Raw genomic sequence first — 16917 nt, forward strand, 5'->3', positions numbered from 1 at the left:
TGATTCCTAGAAGTTTCTAGATAATTTCGAAGTAACGCTTGAGCTCCCAATCGCTGATATGCCGACGGAACTCACGCTCTTCCCACTCCCGGCTCGCCGCATAGTGATCAACAAAATCATCACCAAACAGATCCCGGGCAATGGGAGACGCCCTGAACCGCTGTGCCGCATCCCACAAGGTGCGCGGCAACGCCAGTTCTGCGGGATGCTCTGTGGCATAGGCATTGCCACTAACGGGCGCGCCCGGCTGCCAGCCCTGCTCTATCCCATAAATACCGGAACCCAGGGCTGCCGCCAACGCAAGATAGGGATTGGCGTCAGCGGCACCGAGGCGATACTCCTGGCGCTGGGACTTGTCGCTCCCGGGGATCACCCGCAGCGCCGCGGTGCGGTTCTCGACGCCCCAGGTGGCATCGGTGGGCGCCCAGAAACCGGGAATCAAACGACGATAACTGTTGATCGTCGGCGCCACCATGCACAGAAGCTCCGGCATCAGACGCTGCTGCCCGGCGAGAAACTGACGCTGAATCTCACTCATCGTGTGGGGCGCGTCCTGCGCGAAGAAAGCCGACGTATTGTCTTTTTTACTGCGCAGCGACAGATGGATATGCCCGCTCTGACCGGGATAATCGTTGGACCACTTGGCCATAAAGGTGGCCATCAGACCGCGCCGCTCTGCCAGTACCTTGATAAAGGTTTTAAACAGCGCCGCCTTGTCGCCCGCGGATTCGACATTGTCTACCGTGATCGCTGCCTCGAGTACGCCGGGACCGGTCTCTGTGTGCAGCCCCTCGATGGGAAAGTCCATCTGCTGCGCCAGTTCGAGAATTTCGTGGTAGAGGTCCGAATGCACCGAATTGCGGATCATGGAATAGCCGAACCAACCCGGCGTGAAAGGCTTGAGATCGCGATACCCTTTGGCGCGGGCCGAGTCCGGGGTTTCATCGAACAGGAAGAATTCATACTCCAGCGCGCCATAGGGCAAAAAACCGGCCTGCTCGCACCGCCGAATGACCCGACGCAATATCGCCCGCGGACAGACCACCTCCGCCGCGTCGGAAAACTCCGCCAGGAACAGCAACATGCCATCTTCAAAAGGCACTTCCCGGCAGGTGTGCGGCAAAATACGCACCGGCGCATCCGGATACCCGGTGTGCCAGCCGGTATAACGGGCGTTGTCGTAGAGTTGATCCTGTACATCCCAGCCCAGCACCACATCGCAGAAGGCGAAGCCATGATCCAGCGCGGAAAAGAACTTTTCCCGGCTCATATATTTGCCACGCATCACGCCGTCGTTATCAAACAGGCCCACTTTGACGTGGGTGAGGCCGCGGGCTTCCACAATGCGCTTGGCATCCGCCACGTTGCGTACCTCACGTGGCGCAGGTGAGGACGGGGCGGCACTGCTTGTGGTCACGGGCGCGATGGAATCTGGCGACGGCGCCGATGAGGGTATCTCGGTGGATTCGTCCATGTGCGGTTCCTTTATTCTTACCACCATATTCTGACCACCCAGTCCTGCATCGAGGGCAATTCCCGAGCCCTCAGGCTGGCCGTGGATGGAGGGCCGGTATCCTGATTCTCAGCTTAGTCAATCCGTGCACATTTGGCGTCAACGTACATTTTTTAGTCAGAACGAGGACTTGTGAGGACCCGGGGCGGCTATGTAAGTGCCCGCTCAGGGTATATAATCCGGCCTCCAATTTTTAACCCACCATTTCGATCATTAATTAGTCAGGACCAGTAATGAGCTTCGACAAGGTTTCCCCAGGTAAAGAACTGCCCAACGATATCAACGTAATCATCGAGATCCCGGCCAACCACGATCCGATCAAATACGAAGTCGATAAGGACGCAGACGCGGTATTCGTAGACCGTTTCGTCGCTACTCCGATGTTCTACCCGGCCAACTACGGTTACGTCCCCCAGACCCTGTCTGAAGACGGCGACCCCCTGGACGTGCTGGTTGTTGCTCCTTACCCGGTAATGGTGGGTTCCGTAATCCGCTCCCGCGTGATCGGCGTGCTGAACATGACCGACGAATCCGGTGTTGACGCCAAGCTGCTGGCAGTTCCGCACACCAAGCTGACCAAGCTGTACGATCACGTGAACGAAATCGGCGACCTGCCGGAGCTGCTGATCAAACAGATCGAGCACTACTTCGAAAACTACAAGGCGCTGGAAGCGGGCAAATGGGTGAAAGTAGACGGCTGGGCCGATGCTGACGCTGCACGCAAAGAAGTAATGGCTTCCCGCGAGCGTTACCTGAAAGAAGAAGGCTGATCTCTCACCGGGATGCCGTTGCTGCTTTTGTAGCAACACCCTGGTGCACGCTGTTGAATCAATCCTCAACAGCCCCGAAAGCGAACCCCCTCGGTGGTTCGCTTTTTTATTGCCCGCTCAATAAAAAGTGATTGCAACCGATCACTCCCTTAGCGCCCTCCCCCGCTCGCCCCACCCTGATCGGTCATACATGACATTCCTGCATATATGAGCGCGGCAAGCCGTGTTCAGAAGCCTATGGCTCGTGTTCACGGAATGAGATACGCTAAGTACATGATTTAAAAATGAATTTGTACAAGGTGAATCACCACTCGAGCCCCAAGAACAAAAGCCCGAGGCTTCTTTTTCTGATTCGCTCAATGGTGAAATTACTTGTAAATTTTTGATTTTGTTGAAAGTTTCAAACTTAGATGTTTTTTGCGCCAGTGCACACAAGTCAGAACAACAAAAGCCTTAGGCGTGTGAATAAAACTGTTAGGTTTAGAATACTGGAGGCCACATTATCAATTACATTGCTTGCTCCGAGTGTTTCGAAGATCAAGGATTGCGCTTGGATGCATGGCGTCTTGGTGATGATGAAAAGTGCACTTGCGAAAATTGTGGAAATCCTCACGGTAGAAAGCTGAGTAAAGAATCGCTAAGTCGACTAGCTCACAGATTTTTCGTTTGGGGTTCGCTTCACAAGTGTGATTTTGGAGCGGCACCGGTAATTCAGTTTAATGAACATCAGAAAACTTCAATAAACGTATCGCAGTGGCTAAGAAATGACGTTCAGCTATTTGAGAAGCTACTAGGAATCGGTTTCTTTCATTATGGCCCAAGGCTATGGATGGTAGGTGAAGCTGAGCCACTAAAAGATCTGCAAGATGACAATATTCAGCACGAAATAATCGAGAGAATTTTTGAAGAGTACCCCACAAGAATTTTAAATAGTGATCACGAGTTATATCGAATTCGGAAATCACCAAAAACACCTATCTCTGAAAATGAGTACGATAGTCCTCCTATAGAATTCGCAGGCTCTGGTAGGTTGGATGACAAAGACTTTCCCGCACTGTATACATCTGAAGACTTAGATGTTTGCTTGCATGAATGTCGGGTTACAGCAGAAGATGATATATATTTAGCCACGCTTCAGCCCACTGCACAGTTAAAAATGTTAGACCTTACCGTGCTTATTAAAGAGGAGAATGTCACAGAATTTGAGAGCCTAGACCTTGCAATTCATATGCTTTTTTTGGCTGCTTCCCATGCTTACCCGATAACTCGAACAATATCACGGGAAGCAAAAGAAAGGGGATACGACGGTATTATTTATCCCTCATATTTTAGCTTGCTGCGTCTTGGCATTATGCCATTTCAAACAACATATGGGTTGTCTCATAGGAGAATCCCCCAATACCAAGAATATGAGCAAGGTACTGCCATCCCAAATGCTGCAATATTTGGCCATCCGATCTCGGAAGGAAAGCTAAATATAAAGTGTATTAATAGGCTTGTTTTAAGTCAGGTTGCTTATGATGTACGATTTGGGCCTGTTGAGAATTGAGATAAAACCTAACAAGGCGCTGCTGTCGGACAAATTTTCCGCTGCGCTCCAAATTTGCCGCAGAGCGCGGCGTTATGCACCAGTAGTTTGATAGTAAGGTTTAAATATGGAAGAAGAAGTAAATATTTTTAGCGCATTGCCAACGGATATGATTATATCTATTTTAATCGGATTACTTTCAACAGCCGTTTTTCTTTATTGCTTTCTATCCCTACGGAAGTCCGGGAAAATAGCGCAGCTTAAGCACTTGAGCTACTTTGCTGTCGGCTTTTTGCTGTACTTCATTGGTAACATTTTGAACTACACAGTTCTACCAGTTATGAGTTTGGTTTCTGCTGGCGGCGGTCTGGACGGAGCAGATGTCGTCACAGATGTAATTTATTACTTACTAAATTTTGGAGCGGCGGTTTATTTCTTTATGGGCGCGCGTGCAGCATCGGAGCATGTTCGTGCATAACAAAGCGCTGCAGAGGGACGGCTAACCTTGTGCACCTTTTTGCGCGGTCGCTTCGCTCCCATTTTTGCGCAAAAATGCGCCCAAGGTTAGCCGCCCCTGAGCGCGGCGTTATAAGGCATAGAAAATGAAGCTGTTTGTAGCTGGAGGTGTCGTAACTTTTTTGCTGCTGGCGCTCTCTTTTGTATCGTTACTTTCAGCCTGTATGTGGGGCTGTCCAAACACAGGGATTCAGCTGTTTCTGAAGTTAAGTACGGCAGTACTTACGGTGTTGTTTTTGTATTTCATTTATAAAACCATCAGGTTTTGTAGGTATAAGAGTGGTCATGGCGCAAGCAAAAAAAGCTAGACCGTGCCACAGCCTTATAACCAGGCCAGGCAGTTTGCTCCGGCGCTGCGCGCCTCCGCGGGACGGCCTACGCAATGCGCTTCGCGCAAAAAACGCTACGGCCGCCCCTGCTGGCAACGTTAAGCATAAGGAAGAACAATGCAGAAATATTTTCCTCCAACACACCTGAAGCAAGAATTTCATTGTATTCACTGTGGAGTTTTTGCTGCGCAGCATTGGAGACATTTCACGTATTGCGTCCACGACCACTCTCCTATCCAAGTGCGGAATGATCTGTCGTTCTGTATTTGTGCTCATTGCAATGAGTGGTCATATTGGCATGAAGAGAAAATGATCGTTCCGGCGGAGTCTCCTGTTCCTCCAGCTCATCAAGATATGCCAAAAGAGTGTATCGAGGAGTACACAGAAGCAAGAGAAATAGTTGCTCGTTCTCCCCGTGCAGCTTCTGCATTGCTGCGCCTCGCAGTCCAAAAATTGTTGCCTGTACTCGGAGAGAGTGGAAAAAATATCAATAATGATATTGGCGCACTTGTGAAAAAGGGGCTTCCAGTCCAAGTGCAACAGGCCTTAGATTATTGCCGTGTAGTTGGGAACAATGCAGTACATCCAGGAGAAATTAATTTGAATGATACTCCAGATATCGCACACAATCTATTCAACATGATTAACTTTATTGTTGAAGATCGCATTTCAAGGCCTAAGCATGTCCAATCTCTTTATGAGAAACTTCCGGAAGGTGCAAGAAGTGCAATTGAAAGGAGGGATGAGGAAAGTGCTTAACAAGGCGCTGCTGAGGGACAGTTTACTTTATGCACCTTTGGGCGGCTCGCTGCGCTCGCATTCTTGCCCAAAGGTGCATAAAGTAAACTGCCCCAGAGCGCGACGTTATGTGCAGCAAGGAGAATCATTTGAGCTCATCAGAGAAGAGACCAGTATTAGTCTGGATAATATTTATATGGTTCGTAGTGACTGGGATATCTGGTCTTTATCAGTTGTACGCGCTTTATTCTGGAAATATAGAAATTCCTGAAGGTATGGAAAAGCCTGAGGGCCTGCTTTACTACTTCAATGGAATTTTTGGCGTAGTTCTTGCCGTTCTGGCTGCAACTCTGCTGTTTCTAAGAAAGTCAACATCACGCTGGTTGTTTCTAGCATTGTTTATATTCACTGTCGCATCAGGAGTTTTTACGCTTTTCACTCATAAGTTTCCAGAAAATCAATTTACCTTGATAAAGTACATTTCCGTAGTTACTTGGATAATTTACGGCCTTATTGTGTGGTATGTTTTCACGCTTGAGGAGAAGGGTTACTTCGTAGATAGAAGCACATAACAAACAGCGGCAGAGCGACAGCCAACGCTACGCACCTTTTGTGTTACTCGCTGGCGCTCAAACATTAACACAAAAGGAGCTCCGCGCTGGCTGCGCCTGCGCTGGGCGTTAGCCTTCAGTGATGGCTCTCCAAATAGAGATTTAAATGAAAATAATATATGTGCCAATTAGATTTGAGAGGGATTCTCTTTCAGACTTTTTTCATGAGCTAGATGCGTATCGAGATCACGAACAAGTATGTATAGATTTCACGCACTTAAAATTTTCCTACCCAACAGCTATGTTAGTGGCTGGCGCCAAGATTAGAGAGTGGGCAAAATATCGGCACGAGCAAGGGTACAAATCTAAAAAGAACGGGATTGATTCTTCCAGAAGAGTTATTTCTTACCTTATGCATCTTGGTTTTTTTGACTTTATTTACATGGGAGAGGGGAATTGTGTAGGTGAAGCTGGCGGAAGCAGTAATTACTTACCTATAACTCGAGTCACAAGGCCAGATTTTAATCCATTTGATAACTCGGTTTCTGATTGGTATGAAGGCATGCAGTACGAAGCGAACCGGCTCGCGAAAGTATTGTGTAATGGAAATGTCGAATCAATAGAAACATATGCATATGCAATAAGAGAAATAATCCGAAATGTGTTTGAGCACTCGCGTGCCGCTGAGTGCTACGTATGCGGGCAGCGCTGGTGGGGCGGCAAGGTCGAGATTGCAATTATTGATGAAGGTGTTGGAATATGCTCAACCTTAAAAGAATCCTATGACGTAAAAACAGATTCCGAAGCACTTCAGCTGGCTATTAAGCCTGGCGTTTCTAGAACGAGCGCAAATGCAGGTGGCAATGTTTTCGATAATTCAGGATTTGGTTTGTACGTACTCAGCGAAATTGGCGACAGGTTTGGCTGGTTTGCAATTGGGTCCGGCAGCTCAAGGCTGATTGGCAATAATGGAGAAAGAGTGCTAGAAGATTTTGTGTTCCCTGGAACGTTTATTGGTATTCAGGTTTTCAGTCGGATCAGAAATTTCCCAGGTGCTCTCTCTGAAATCATACGTGAAGGTGAGGAAATAGCCGGTATAAATGGCATATCAAATAAGGCTTCTGGCGCTTCCAAGATAATTAAGTTCTAATTCGGAGTATGGACCCAAGCAGGCTAACAAACACAAGCAGAGGGACGGCCAATGCTATGCACATTTTGCGCTGTCGCTTCGCTCCCAGCCTTGCACAAAATGTGCATAGCATTGTCCGCCCCTGTTGTGGGCGTTATAAGCCGAGAGCCGAAAACTGAACTCCTAGAGGAAATAATATGGATATATCATTCTCTGAAGCAAAAGGAATGTTTAGCACAGCGATTGATCTGATTAAAAAGGGATCACAAATGGAGGCCCAATCTCAGATCCAAAAATTGCAAGAACAATATCTAGAGCTGCACGCCGTTAACTTGGAAATAAAGCAAGAACTTTTTTCCCTTAGAGAAAAATTAGCTCAGCGCGATAATATGGTGTTTGAAGAGCCATTTTTCTACCTGCATTCTGATGGGGATAAAGTAGGTCCTTACTGTCCTAAATGCTGGCAAAAAGATGAAAAGAAGTGCCGGGTAGTGAAAACACCAGAAAGTTACGGTGGATCTGAACAGTGTCAAGTTTGCAATGCAACCTTCGGTAAAGGGAAGCCAGTTCCACGTCCCGAGCCAATCAAATACTAGTGCCAACAGCTTATAACAATCGCAGGCAGTATGCTCCGGCCCTTCGGGCCTCCGCGGGACGGCTTACCTTGTGCACATTTTGCGCGGGTCGCTTCGCTCCCATTTTCGCGCAAAACGCGCACAAGGTAAGCCGCCCCTGCTGCGGGCGTTAAGTGTCTAGTCGAGTATGGAAGATACAATCAAAGAAATAGGGATTGATGGGGAAGGAAGGTTGTATCTAAAGCCTGCTGTCGAAACCTTCCCTATGATCTATCGGGAAGCAATGGAGGTTCATTGGAGCAGTGAGCACGGTTACCTTTACGGCGGCGTTCCTCGAAAATGGAGCTACCTAGACTGGTATCATCAAATATTAAAAGCTGCGTTAGAGCAAAATTGTAAGCTTGTGGTTTCTAGCGATGTTGCGTGGGTAAATATTCCGGCGGAGCTGCAAGCACAAATAGTAAGTGAGCAAAGTGCCTGAAACACTTAACAATTCGCTCCAGTACGCCCAGGCTGACGCCTGGGCCGGACGTCTTACGCTATGCGCTTCGCGCATAAACAGCGTAAGCCGCCGCTGAGCTCGGCGTTAACTGTCGCCAGAAGGAGGCAATGTGTCAATAACAAACGAAAGTGTTAAAAATTATGACTTCCTTACAGGGATGTACCAGGATGACTATTTTCCAGATTTCTTGGTTGACAAAGTAAAAGCAATCCTTGTTGGTCTATGTGAGAAAATAGAGGCGCAAGCCCCTGTAAGTTCTGAAGAGTTATTCAAACTGACTCATGCTGCAACTGAGAGCATTAATGAGCTAGAAGAAGAGTTCGAAGAAAACGATAGTGAGCTAGAAACGGGAGCCAGAGAGGTTATGGCAGAAAATTTTGACTTTATAGTAAAAGCTTACGGCTTTGATCAAGTAGATATCGAAGATGTCATAGCACCCAGGGAATGGTAGTTTCACCTCACCACAGTTAACCAGGCAATGCAGCCGACGGTGATCTTCCCCCGCTTTAGCGGACACCAAAGTCAAACTGACGAGGTGTTTGATGCCGAAATGCAACAACCCCAAAAAAACCTGGAAGTATTCAAACGAATTCAAAGTAAAAGCAGTATTGCTCAGCTTAATTGACGGTGTTCGAGTAAAAGAGGTGGCCGCTACACTCGACATTCATCCGTTCATGCTGTCACGATGGCGAAAAGAGTATAGGGATGGAAAGATAGTGGCTGATAAAAGAAAGAAGTTGACCGGGGTAGTGTCCAAGCATGAGAAAGAGCTGTCGAAAGTAAAGCGCTTAGAAGCGGAGAATCGGAAGCTCAAACAGGAGGTCGATCTGCTAAAAAAGTGGCAACGGTTTCTTGCGGAGGAACATCAGCAAGGTATCGATTCATCCAGAGATTTGGACAAGAGCTAGGTATACGAAAAACATGTGAGTGGCTGGGCGTGTCACGCAGTGGCTACTATGACTGGGTGAAAAGGCCGCCATCAGGTAGAAAGTGCGAAGATGAAGACCTGAAAACACAGATTCAGCAAATATTTGATGAATCTGCAGGGCGCTATGGTAGTCCGCGAATCTGGAAAGCACTGCAGAACCAAGGTTATGAGGTTAGTCGTAAACGTGTAGCCCGTTTGATGCAGGAGATGGGGCTAATAGGTAGGGTAACTCGCGTAACACGAAGAGCGCCGGGTGTGAAGCGTTTCCTGGCTTCTGGCGACAATCTTCGATCGGACGGAGCAGTGCCAAGTAGCATGAACCAGGTTTGGGTTGCTGACGTAACGTATCTAAAAGTTAAGGGCCAATGGCATTACTTATCAGCCATCATGGATTTGCACTCTCGTCGAGTTGTCGGGTGGAGCTTAGATACGAAGAGAACAACCGAGCTTACTAGAAGAACGCTGGCAAATGCTGTAAGGAAAAGAGGTGCGCCACCAGGATTGATGCTGCATACAGATAGGGGCGTTGAGTACCGAGGGTCTGAATACCAAAAGGACCTGAAACGATACGGTATTCAGCATAGCTTGAGTCGGCCAGGTAAGTGTACTGACAATGCTCATATGGAGTCGTTCTTCCATAGCCTCAAAGCCGAGCTAATTCGAGGTACAATCTTCCACAAAGCGAGCGATTTAAAGTATGCTTTGGCTCGGTATATTAATGATTTCTATAACCGTAAGCGGCTGCATTCTGCGCTAGATTATCAATCTCCGATGGAATATGAGCGAATAGCAGCATGAAAAATGGTGTGTCCGTTTTATCGGGGCAAGATCATTTGCAGGTACAGATTTGACTAGAGTACTGTGGCAAAACATTTGGTACATCATTGGTGCCTCGCGAGGTCTGAAGCTCCATGAGATGTAAGCCTAACAATCGCAGGCACAGCGACGGCTTTTCCATTACGGCTACGCCTCCATTCCAAAGCTGCGCGTGCTGCGGGCGTTAGGGTCACATAAAAATAGTCACTGATAATCGGCTCCCCGAGTTCAAGAGGATCGGACAACTGCTCTATGGCATCAACTATGAGGTTTGGTTAAACCTATATGGTCCATTTGATCCTGATCTGGGTTTGGAGGAAGCCCTCAAAGTAGGAGTGTCGAAGGACGCGCAAGTGTCAGGTGTGGCGTCATCCTCTCCGCAAGAGGCCAGAACCGAAATAATGGATATGATTCTCTACGAAGGGGACATAGGCCATGGCCCGGAAAATATAGATGAAAAACGCGAAGAGTTAATTTCCTTGGTAGATAAAGTTCTCTCTGCTATCAATATTGAGGAAGCTGATTTGGTAGTAGGGTTCGGTTTTCGCCAGGGGCATCCTGCATATCCAGTATTTTGGGACTTTGCCTATGATGTTCACGCAAGCGGGCAACGCTGGATACTCGTTGGCTCCAGCAGTGATTAGCCCTAACAATTCGCTGTTGCCGGACAATTTTTCCACCGCTGCGCGGCTCCAAAATTGCCGCAAAGCTCTGCGTTAGGCTCTATCGATGAAAGTCTTAGTTTTTACGATTACATTACTCGTTTCTATCGCCTCGAATGCGACAACAACCATTTGGCGAGACTGTACCAAGAGACTTTATGCCTTCCCTTTTGGTTTAATCGAGAGTCAAGAAGTGGTAGAAATTTTGGATTACGAGTATGTTAAAAATTTTATGAGGCAGAAAAACCAAGCGCGAGAAGTTGCTATTCAAGAGCGCGGAGAGTTTCTTTTAAAGAAAGTCTCAATAGAAAACTTAAGTGAGCCTGAGTTGAAGCATCTCGCTGAAGCAGGTATGGAGTATGCGGATAAGACAAAAACTATTCAGGAAATGCCTTATTTTAGGAATATTGAGTCTGCAGATTCTGTAGTTTCTGGCCGTTCATATATTTTACTTTCAGAATTTATAGAAGCGGTAAAGAAGTTACTTCTGAAATTGGCTATCCTGCTGAATTAATGATCGCAAGCTTTACAACTTGTCAAATAGATCATCAACTTACATCTAAGATAGTTAGTCGAACTTTGCAAAAATTGCTAGAGCAGCGGGCGCATAGTGAAAAATAAGCCTAACAATTTGCTGCAGCCGACGTCTTACTTTATGCACTTTTTGCGCGGCCGCTACGCGTCCACTGTTGCGCAAAAAGTGCATAAAGTAAGCCGCCGCTGAGCAAGGCGTTATATTTTCTGGAGGGCAAGTGCGCAAAGAAAGCATTAATGATGATCTCAAGCTGTTAGCCTTTGAATTTTTCTATTGGTTCTCAAGATTCGAGTTTTCTTTAAAGGAGAACAAGATCTTAAAAAGCGAAGATATTGGTGCCAATGCAGAACCAGGGTGGGACCAATTTGTTAAAAGATTCAAGGGGAAGTTTGAACACAGCGCTGAGACTCAGAAACTATTGGATTTGAATCCTAAGCGGCAAAGAGTTTCCGCCAATTCAACCATAGAATGGAAGAGCGTTGGATTATCTGATTGCTCATCAGATTTATGCAAAACTGTTCGCTTGGTTAAAACAATAAGAAATAACTTATTTCATGGTGGCAAGCATGGTGCCGAAGGGTGGGATGATCCTATCAGAACTACTGAGCTACTTAGTACGGGTAAAGCTGTGCTAGATCAACTAGCAAGGTTAGGTGGCATAGAGGGTGACTACGCTCAGTGCTACTAAAAACATAACCAGGCCATGCTGACGGACGGCTTACGCAACGCGCTTCGCGCTAAAAACGCTCCAGCCGCCGCAGATGGCAACGTTATGGTGCCGGGCCGTAAAAATGGTTGTCTGTGCCAGCGTGTAACTTAGAGCGCTGTTTTGGCAGCCAGTATTCGGCTTCGCACGGTGATAAGATCAAGCAGTTTCGTTCCTAGTGCTTTCGTTTAAGTCCAAAGGAATCGCGGCAACTCCGCTGCAATAACGTGGAGTTCCAGTAAGAGAATAATTGGTTGGGGAAAGTTCAGAGTTCTTTCCTCGTTTTTAATGGGCTGCGGCACCGTAGCTGCCAGTAGGTGCCTCGGAGAGCGTCAGCCATAACCAAGCGCTGCAGCCGACATCTTACTTTGGGCACTTTGTTGCGCGGTCGCTACGCTCCCATTTTTGCACAAAAGGCGCATAGCGTTGTCCGCCCCTGAACTCGGCGTTATGTGGCGTAATCCATGATTGAAATAATTATTGTTCTTTTTATTGGCTTTGTGTTGATCTCTACGGTTAAAGGCTCTAAGAAAAATCACGATAAAATCAAGAACCTGTCAGCGTGGGATAGAGAGAAGTTGAAAGCGAAGGTTGCTGAGAACCCTAGAAGATATTTTGTGGTGGGTGGTTCATTTACCAATGTTCCTAGTTGGGTTTTCATGATAGTTATCCTGATTTTTGTAGTGGCATTGCTTTATGGTGCTTCGTCAACCACATAACAAACGCAAGCAGGATGACCCGGCCCTTCGGGCCTCCGCGGGACGCCCAACGCTATGCACATTTTGTGCGGTCGCTGCGCTCCCAGTTTCGCACAAAATGTGCATAGCATTGGTCGCCCCTGTTGCGGGCGTTATGCGTTTTAACCAAGGAAAATGAGATGAAAACAAAGTTTCTTTTAGTAATTGCGTCAGCTTATTTGACTGCTTGTTCCACTGTAGGAAACTATAAGCCATTGGAAGATGGCAATTTTTTGGTTTCGGTTTATAGCAATGCTTTCTCAAATAGCGAAAAAATTGAAGCAGAATTTAATGAGGAAGCGAGCAAGGCATGTGGCGGCGGCGAGTTCCATTACGTTGAAAGAAAGCGCGCTCAAATAAAAAATACAACCACTTACGGTTCTGCGTACAACACTTCTAGTAATGTTTTACAAAATGCACGTGTGGTCGCCTGTCGGCCAAACCCTCAGGCCGAGTAGCGCGTGAGGCTACGCATAATCGGGGCAAGATCAGATGCTATGTATAAGTACATTCTTGGGATGGTGAGTGGAATGGTTCTCGTTGCCTGGGGACTTTCGGTTAAGAGTTAATAGATACCTTTTGATGTTACGTTGTTTCTCTCTGTTACTTTTCTTGGAGTCCCAGCCGTCAATACTCTCCTTGCGCTTTAGGTAAAAACCTTACAAAAGTAGCAGCGTTTAGGTTGCAACGGTGCGTGACCGAAATTAACCAGGCCATACTGCGGGCGGCCATTCGCGCTGAATACGTTACGGACGACGCTGCTCGCGGGCATTAAATAACTCCCTACATAGAGGTGGGCATGAAGCTTGAGGAAGTGAGTAACTGGATGATCCCCATCCCAAAAGGCAGCATCGGGTTGCGGGATGATCGGAAGAAAGAAAAGTGGTCAGTTGAAATTCATAAATTCTTACTTAGCAAATTTCCAATCACGCAAGAATTATACTCTTCTGTAATGGCTGACAACCCTTCAGCTTTTATTGGGAGTCATAACCCCGTCGAAATGGTATCCTGGTATGATGCGGTTCAGTTTTGTAACACACTATCAAGGGTCAGTGGTCTTTATGAATGCTACTTGATTGATCTGGACTCAGAAGCTGTAGATCTTATTGATTCGGCGAATGGGTATCGATTGCCAACCGATGCCGAATGGGAGTATGCGTGCCGAGCGAATACCAAGGCAGTTCAGTATGGTCCTATTAACGAAATTGCCTGGTATGAAAAAAACTCGGAAGCCACCACGCATGAAGTCGGGCTAAAGGCCGAAAATGACTTTGGGCTATTCGACATGCTCGGCAATGTGTGGGAATGGTGCTGGGATGTTTATGATCCCAAAGTTTATGGCCCCTACCGGGTTTTCCGGGGTGGAGGCTGGTGCGATTCGGAGGGAGGCTGCTTGGCTTCCAATCGGAGGCGCAGCCATCCAACCTATAAGATCGACGATTTGGGATTTCGAATTGCAAGATCAGTGCGATCTGATTAGCACCACTTAACAATCCCATCTAGTATGCTCAATTCGTTCATCCAACGCTCGCACCTTGCGTGGCTTAGGTGAGCCGCTACGTGTCAGTGAGAATCAAGCATGGAAGTAAAAGTAGTTTCTGAAAGTGACGCCACTCGGCTGTCAAAATTTTACAAGGAGAACGAGGAGCATTTACGCGCTTGGGAACCTCTTAGAGAAAGGGGGTATCACTCTTTGGAGGCCTGGGAGCAGCGCTTACAAGAGTGGCATGTCATGAGAAAAAATGGTAACTCGGTGCATTTTATAGCAACCTTGCCAGATAATAATGAAGTTGTTGCTATTTGCTCACTCACAAATATTGTTCGCGGTCCATTTTTAGCATGCAATATGGGGTACGCAGTTTCATATAAATATGAAGGTAGAGGCTTCATGAAAGACCTCTGCCAAAAAGTCATAGAACACGCATTTAATGAGCTATCGCTAAATCGCATTATGGCAAACTACATGCCGAGTAATCACAGATCAGCCACGTTGCTAAAGAGCCTTGGATTTTGTGAAGAGGGAGAGGCCAAGCGGTATCTAAAAATTAACGGCGTCTGGGAAGACCATATTCTTACGTCACTTCTCAACCCCAGAAACACGTAACAAGATCCTCCAGCCGATATCTCACTTAATATACCTCTCCCTTCTACGCGGTCGCTCCGTTCCCATCGTCACATATTAAACGCGCAACTCCGACCGCAGCTGATTGCGGCGTGTATTTCTACGGAGATTAAATGAGCACGAAGAAAATAGCAGTCATCCTGGGAATTTTTCTGCCAGCCATCGCTTACGTAGTAGCTACTTTTTGGTATGCTCATGGAGGTATGATGGGCAACATTGTGCGGGATTGCTGGATGCCGTTTGGGAATGCAGTAGATTTGAGTACTACCTAGACTGGCTGTTCAATCCGTTTTCTATGCTTTCCCTGTTTTTTATTACCTGCTATCAGCCTTAGCTAATCCAATAGTGTGGTGGCACTACAAAAGTACATCTAGGCAATGAATTTCGCGCATAAATGGGCCCAGCTGCCGGTTATTGAAACCTCAGGCATCCAAGTTACCCTGTGCTTGGCCAGTAAAAAATCAACGACTGAGGTAAAAGGTTAATAAACACAATTATACTTCTGGGAAAAACTACCGATGAAAATTTCTTACCCTTTCAATGTTACCAATCAACGCACCGGGCAAGTAATAGAACATACTATTGCTTTTAATAATAGGAACAGCTCCTCTTTCCAAGGAGAGATCACCGAATGCACCAAACTTGGTGTTCCGCGAGCGAAATTAGGAGATCCCAACTTTAAAGAGGTGGTGGACTATTGGGCTCGCGCCGGTGGAGTGAAATGGGTATATACCGTTTTCAAGGAGCTATATGTGATTCCAGCAATGTTTCATGGTGGGTACGAGCCTCCGCATTCCTATGCGGCAGCAAACGCTCCTGTTTTTTGCGCTGGATTTGCTGATTTTGACCCAGAAGTACCGAATCAGCTCAATGTCAATCACTGGTCTGGGCACTACCAGCCGTCCCCAAATAGTTTGAACTACTATCTCGCTGTTGCTTGGCAGGACTGCGGGTATACCATAATGCAGGTTGGGAGGTGATATTAGCCATACAAGCACAGCGACAGCTTTTCCGTTACGGATTTTTCACCAAATATAAACCGCCCGTCCTGGAAGCGTTACAAGGATTTCAAGTGATTGAGCAAGTATCAGAAGAAAGTTTGAAAGAAGTTTTGCCGCTTATTCGGGCGTACCAAGAGTTCTACGGAGTTCAGAATGTATGCGACAAAAAAAATTTCGAGTTCTTTTCAAGATTCTCAGGGGCTTCAGAACTTGGCCGTCAGTTTCTATTTCGGGAACATGAAAAAGTGGTCGGATTTGCGACCGTATACTTCACGTTCAACTCAACAATTACGTCAAAGATCGCTGTATTGAATGATCTTTACACTTTGCCGCATAGCCGGGGGAATGGCATCGGGAGAAAACTCATAGAGCATTGTCGGGAGTTTGCAAAAAATAATGGTGCAGCAAGGCTGCAGTGGGTCACAGCCCAAGACAATGAATCAGCTCAAAAGCTCTATGATTCAATGGCCGCAGGCAAGAGTACGTGGCATTTCTATACGTACAACACGTGAAGAGCGCATGCAAGGGACTTCGGGCCTCTGCGGGACGCCCAACACTACGCACCTTTGTACTGGGCGCTTCATTCTATTACGGCGGAGAATAAGTAAGTCCAAGTACACCATACGACCGCAGCCGTATGACTAAGATTTTCGGGCTCCGCGGGTCGTTTATGGGTACAAATTAGAACGGAGGAACAGATGAAATCGATTAAGACCTCGCTCATGTTTGTCGGGGAACAGGCAGGAAAAGCCGAGGAGGCGATCAGGTTCTATACCTCGCTATTCCCTGGTTCAGAGATTATTGATATTCAACGCTACGAAGCTGACGAGCATGAACCAGAAGGTTCTGCCAAGATGGCTAGGTTTACGATAAACGGCGCTGAATTCATGGCGCTAGATAGCCATCTTGACCACCAGTTTACCTTTACGCCGTCCATGTCACTGTACGTTGAGTGTGAATCAATGCGCGAAATAGAGAAGGCATATCAGGCCCTCGCCGAAGGTGGTTCGGAGCTAATGCCTTTGAATAATTACGGTTTTAGCCAACGATTTGGATGGCTGAATGATAGATTTGGCGTTTCGTGGCAGCTCAATCTATCGAACTAAGGTAGTGACGGTAGGCTCAAGAAATAGCCACGCGCGGCACTATGCAGCTTCCGGCTGTCGAGGAATTTTTTCACTCCAGCTCTGACGTATTTTCCGATCAGCCCCTAATCTGTGTGCTTTTCGTACACACCCAATACTCCCGCTCTCGAACAA

General features: G+C 47.0%; 21 protein-coding genes. 20 read left to right on the top strand and 1 reads right to left on the bottom strand.

Going from position 1 to position 16917, the window contains the following annotated elements:
* Positions 1–16: 16 nt before the first annotated feature.
* Positions 17–1474: a glutamine synthetase family protein gene (locus LPW13_RS10600; RefSeq protein ID WP_230435258.1), complete on the bottom strand. Its 1458-nt coding sequence runs from the start codon at positions 1472–1474 to the stop codon at positions 17–19.
* Between the two features lie 272 nt (positions 1475–1746).
* Here LPW13_RS10600 and ppa point away from each other — a divergent pair, with 272 nt between their 5' ends.
* The 20 genes from ppa (at position 1747) to LPW13_RS10700 (ending at position 16764) form a co-directional block, all read left to right on the top strand.
* On the top strand, positions 1747–2283 hold the full coding sequence (gene ppa, locus LPW13_RS10605; protein WP_078085749.1) for an inorganic diphosphatase: 537 nt from the start codon (positions 1747–1749) through the stop codon (positions 2281–2283).
* A 550-nt stretch (positions 2284–2833) separates the two neighbouring features.
* A complete protein-coding gene (locus tag LPW13_RS10610; protein WP_230435260.1) occupies positions 2834–3832 on the top strand; it encodes an RES family NAD+ phosphorylase in 999 nt (332 codons plus the stop codon).
* A 106-nt stretch (positions 3833–3938) separates the two neighbouring features.
* Positions 3939–4289 carry a hypothetical protein gene (locus LPW13_RS10615; RefSeq protein ID WP_230435262.1) on the top strand — a complete coding sequence of 117 codons (351 nt, stop codon included), beginning with the start codon at positions 3939–3941 and terminating at the stop codon, positions 4287–4289.
* Between the two features lie 484 nt (positions 4290–4773).
* Positions 4774–5415, top strand: coding sequence for a DUF4145 domain-containing protein (locus tag LPW13_RS10620; RefSeq protein WP_230435264.1), 642 nt, complete (start codon positions 4774–4776; stop codon positions 5413–5415).
* A gap of 128 nt (positions 5416–5543) precedes the next feature.
* Positions 5544–5966, top strand: coding sequence for a hypothetical protein (locus tag LPW13_RS10625; RefSeq protein ID WP_230435266.1), 423 nt, complete (start codon positions 5544–5546; stop codon positions 5964–5966).
* 145 nt (positions 5967–6111) lie between these two features.
* A complete protein-coding gene (locus LPW13_RS10630; RefSeq protein WP_230435267.1) occupies positions 6112–7095 on the top strand; it encodes an ATP-binding protein in 984 nt (327 codons plus the stop codon).
* A 176-nt stretch (positions 7096–7271) separates the two neighbouring features.
* On the top strand, positions 7272–7670 hold the full coding sequence (locus LPW13_RS10635; protein WP_230435268.1) for a hypothetical protein: 399 nt from the start codon (positions 7272–7274) through the stop codon (positions 7668–7670).
* Between the two features lie 166 nt (positions 7671–7836).
* On the top strand, positions 7837–8130 hold the full coding sequence (locus LPW13_RS10640; RefSeq protein WP_230435269.1) for a hypothetical protein: 294 nt from the start codon (positions 7837–7839) through the stop codon (positions 8128–8130).
* A gap of 130 nt (positions 8131–8260) precedes the next feature.
* Positions 8261–8602 (top strand): DUF5713 family protein, encoded by a 342-nt coding sequence (locus LPW13_RS10645; protein WP_230435271.1) that lies wholly within the window; start codon positions 8261–8263, stop codon positions 8600–8602.
* A gap of 91 nt (positions 8603–8693) precedes the next feature.
* Positions 8694–9877 (top strand): IS3 family transposase gene (locus LPW13_RS10650; RefSeq protein WP_230435272.1). Its coding sequence is split into 2 segments (ribosomal slippage): positions 8694–8982 and positions 8982–9877, totalling 1185 coding nucleotides; the frame shifts between segments, so codons are not numbered across the junction.
* Between the two features lie 419 nt (positions 9878–10296).
* Positions 10297–10539, top strand: a complete 243-nt coding sequence (locus LPW13_RS10655) for a hypothetical protein (RefSeq protein WP_230435274.1) — start codon at positions 10297–10299, stop codon at positions 10537–10539.
* Between the two features lie 85 nt (positions 10540–10624).
* On the top strand, positions 10625–11071 hold the full coding sequence (locus LPW13_RS10660; protein ID WP_230435276.1) for a hypothetical protein: 447 nt from the start codon (positions 10625–10627) through the stop codon (positions 11069–11071).
* A gap of 238 nt (positions 11072–11309) precedes the next feature.
* Positions 11310–11780: a hypothetical protein gene (locus tag LPW13_RS10665; RefSeq protein WP_230435278.1), complete on the top strand. Its 471-nt coding sequence runs from the start codon at positions 11310–11312 to the stop codon at positions 11778–11780.
* A 482-nt stretch (positions 11781–12262) separates the two neighbouring features.
* Positions 12263–12517: a hypothetical protein gene (locus LPW13_RS10670; protein WP_230435280.1), complete on the top strand. Its 255-nt coding sequence runs from the start codon at positions 12263–12265 to the stop codon at positions 12515–12517.
* Between the two features lie 158 nt (positions 12518–12675).
* Positions 12676–12993: a hypothetical protein gene (locus LPW13_RS10675; protein ID WP_230435281.1), complete on the top strand. Its 318-nt coding sequence runs from the start codon at positions 12676–12678 to the stop codon at positions 12991–12993.
* A 341-nt stretch (positions 12994–13334) separates the two neighbouring features.
* Complete coding sequence (locus LPW13_RS10680) at positions 13335–14015, top strand: formylglycine-generating enzyme family protein (RefSeq protein ID WP_230435283.1); 681 nt, start codon at positions 13335–13337, stop codon at positions 14013–14015.
* A gap of 99 nt (positions 14016–14114) precedes the next feature.
* Positions 14115–14639, top strand: a complete 525-nt coding sequence (locus LPW13_RS10685; RefSeq protein WP_230435285.1) for a GNAT family N-acetyltransferase — start codon at positions 14115–14117, stop codon at positions 14637–14639.
* A gap of 536 nt (positions 14640–15175) precedes the next feature.
* Positions 15176–15637: a hypothetical protein gene (locus LPW13_RS10690; protein ID WP_230435287.1), complete on the top strand. Its 462-nt coding sequence runs from the start codon at positions 15176–15178 to the stop codon at positions 15635–15637.
* A gap of 92 nt (positions 15638–15729) precedes the next feature.
* Positions 15730–16170 (top strand): GNAT family N-acetyltransferase, encoded by a 441-nt coding sequence (locus tag LPW13_RS10695; RefSeq protein WP_230435289.1) that lies wholly within the window; start codon positions 15730–15732, stop codon positions 16168–16170.
* A gap of 186 nt (positions 16171–16356) precedes the next feature.
* Positions 16357–16764, top strand: coding sequence for a VOC family protein (locus LPW13_RS10700; RefSeq protein ID WP_230435291.1), 408 nt, complete (start codon positions 16357–16359; stop codon positions 16762–16764).
* Positions 16765–16917: the final 153 nt, after the last annotated feature.

Source organism: Microbulbifer celer, from assembly GCF_020991125.1.
Classification (GTDB): domain Bacteria; phylum Pseudomonadota; class Gammaproteobacteria; order Pseudomonadales; family Cellvibrionaceae; genus Microbulbifer; species Microbulbifer celer.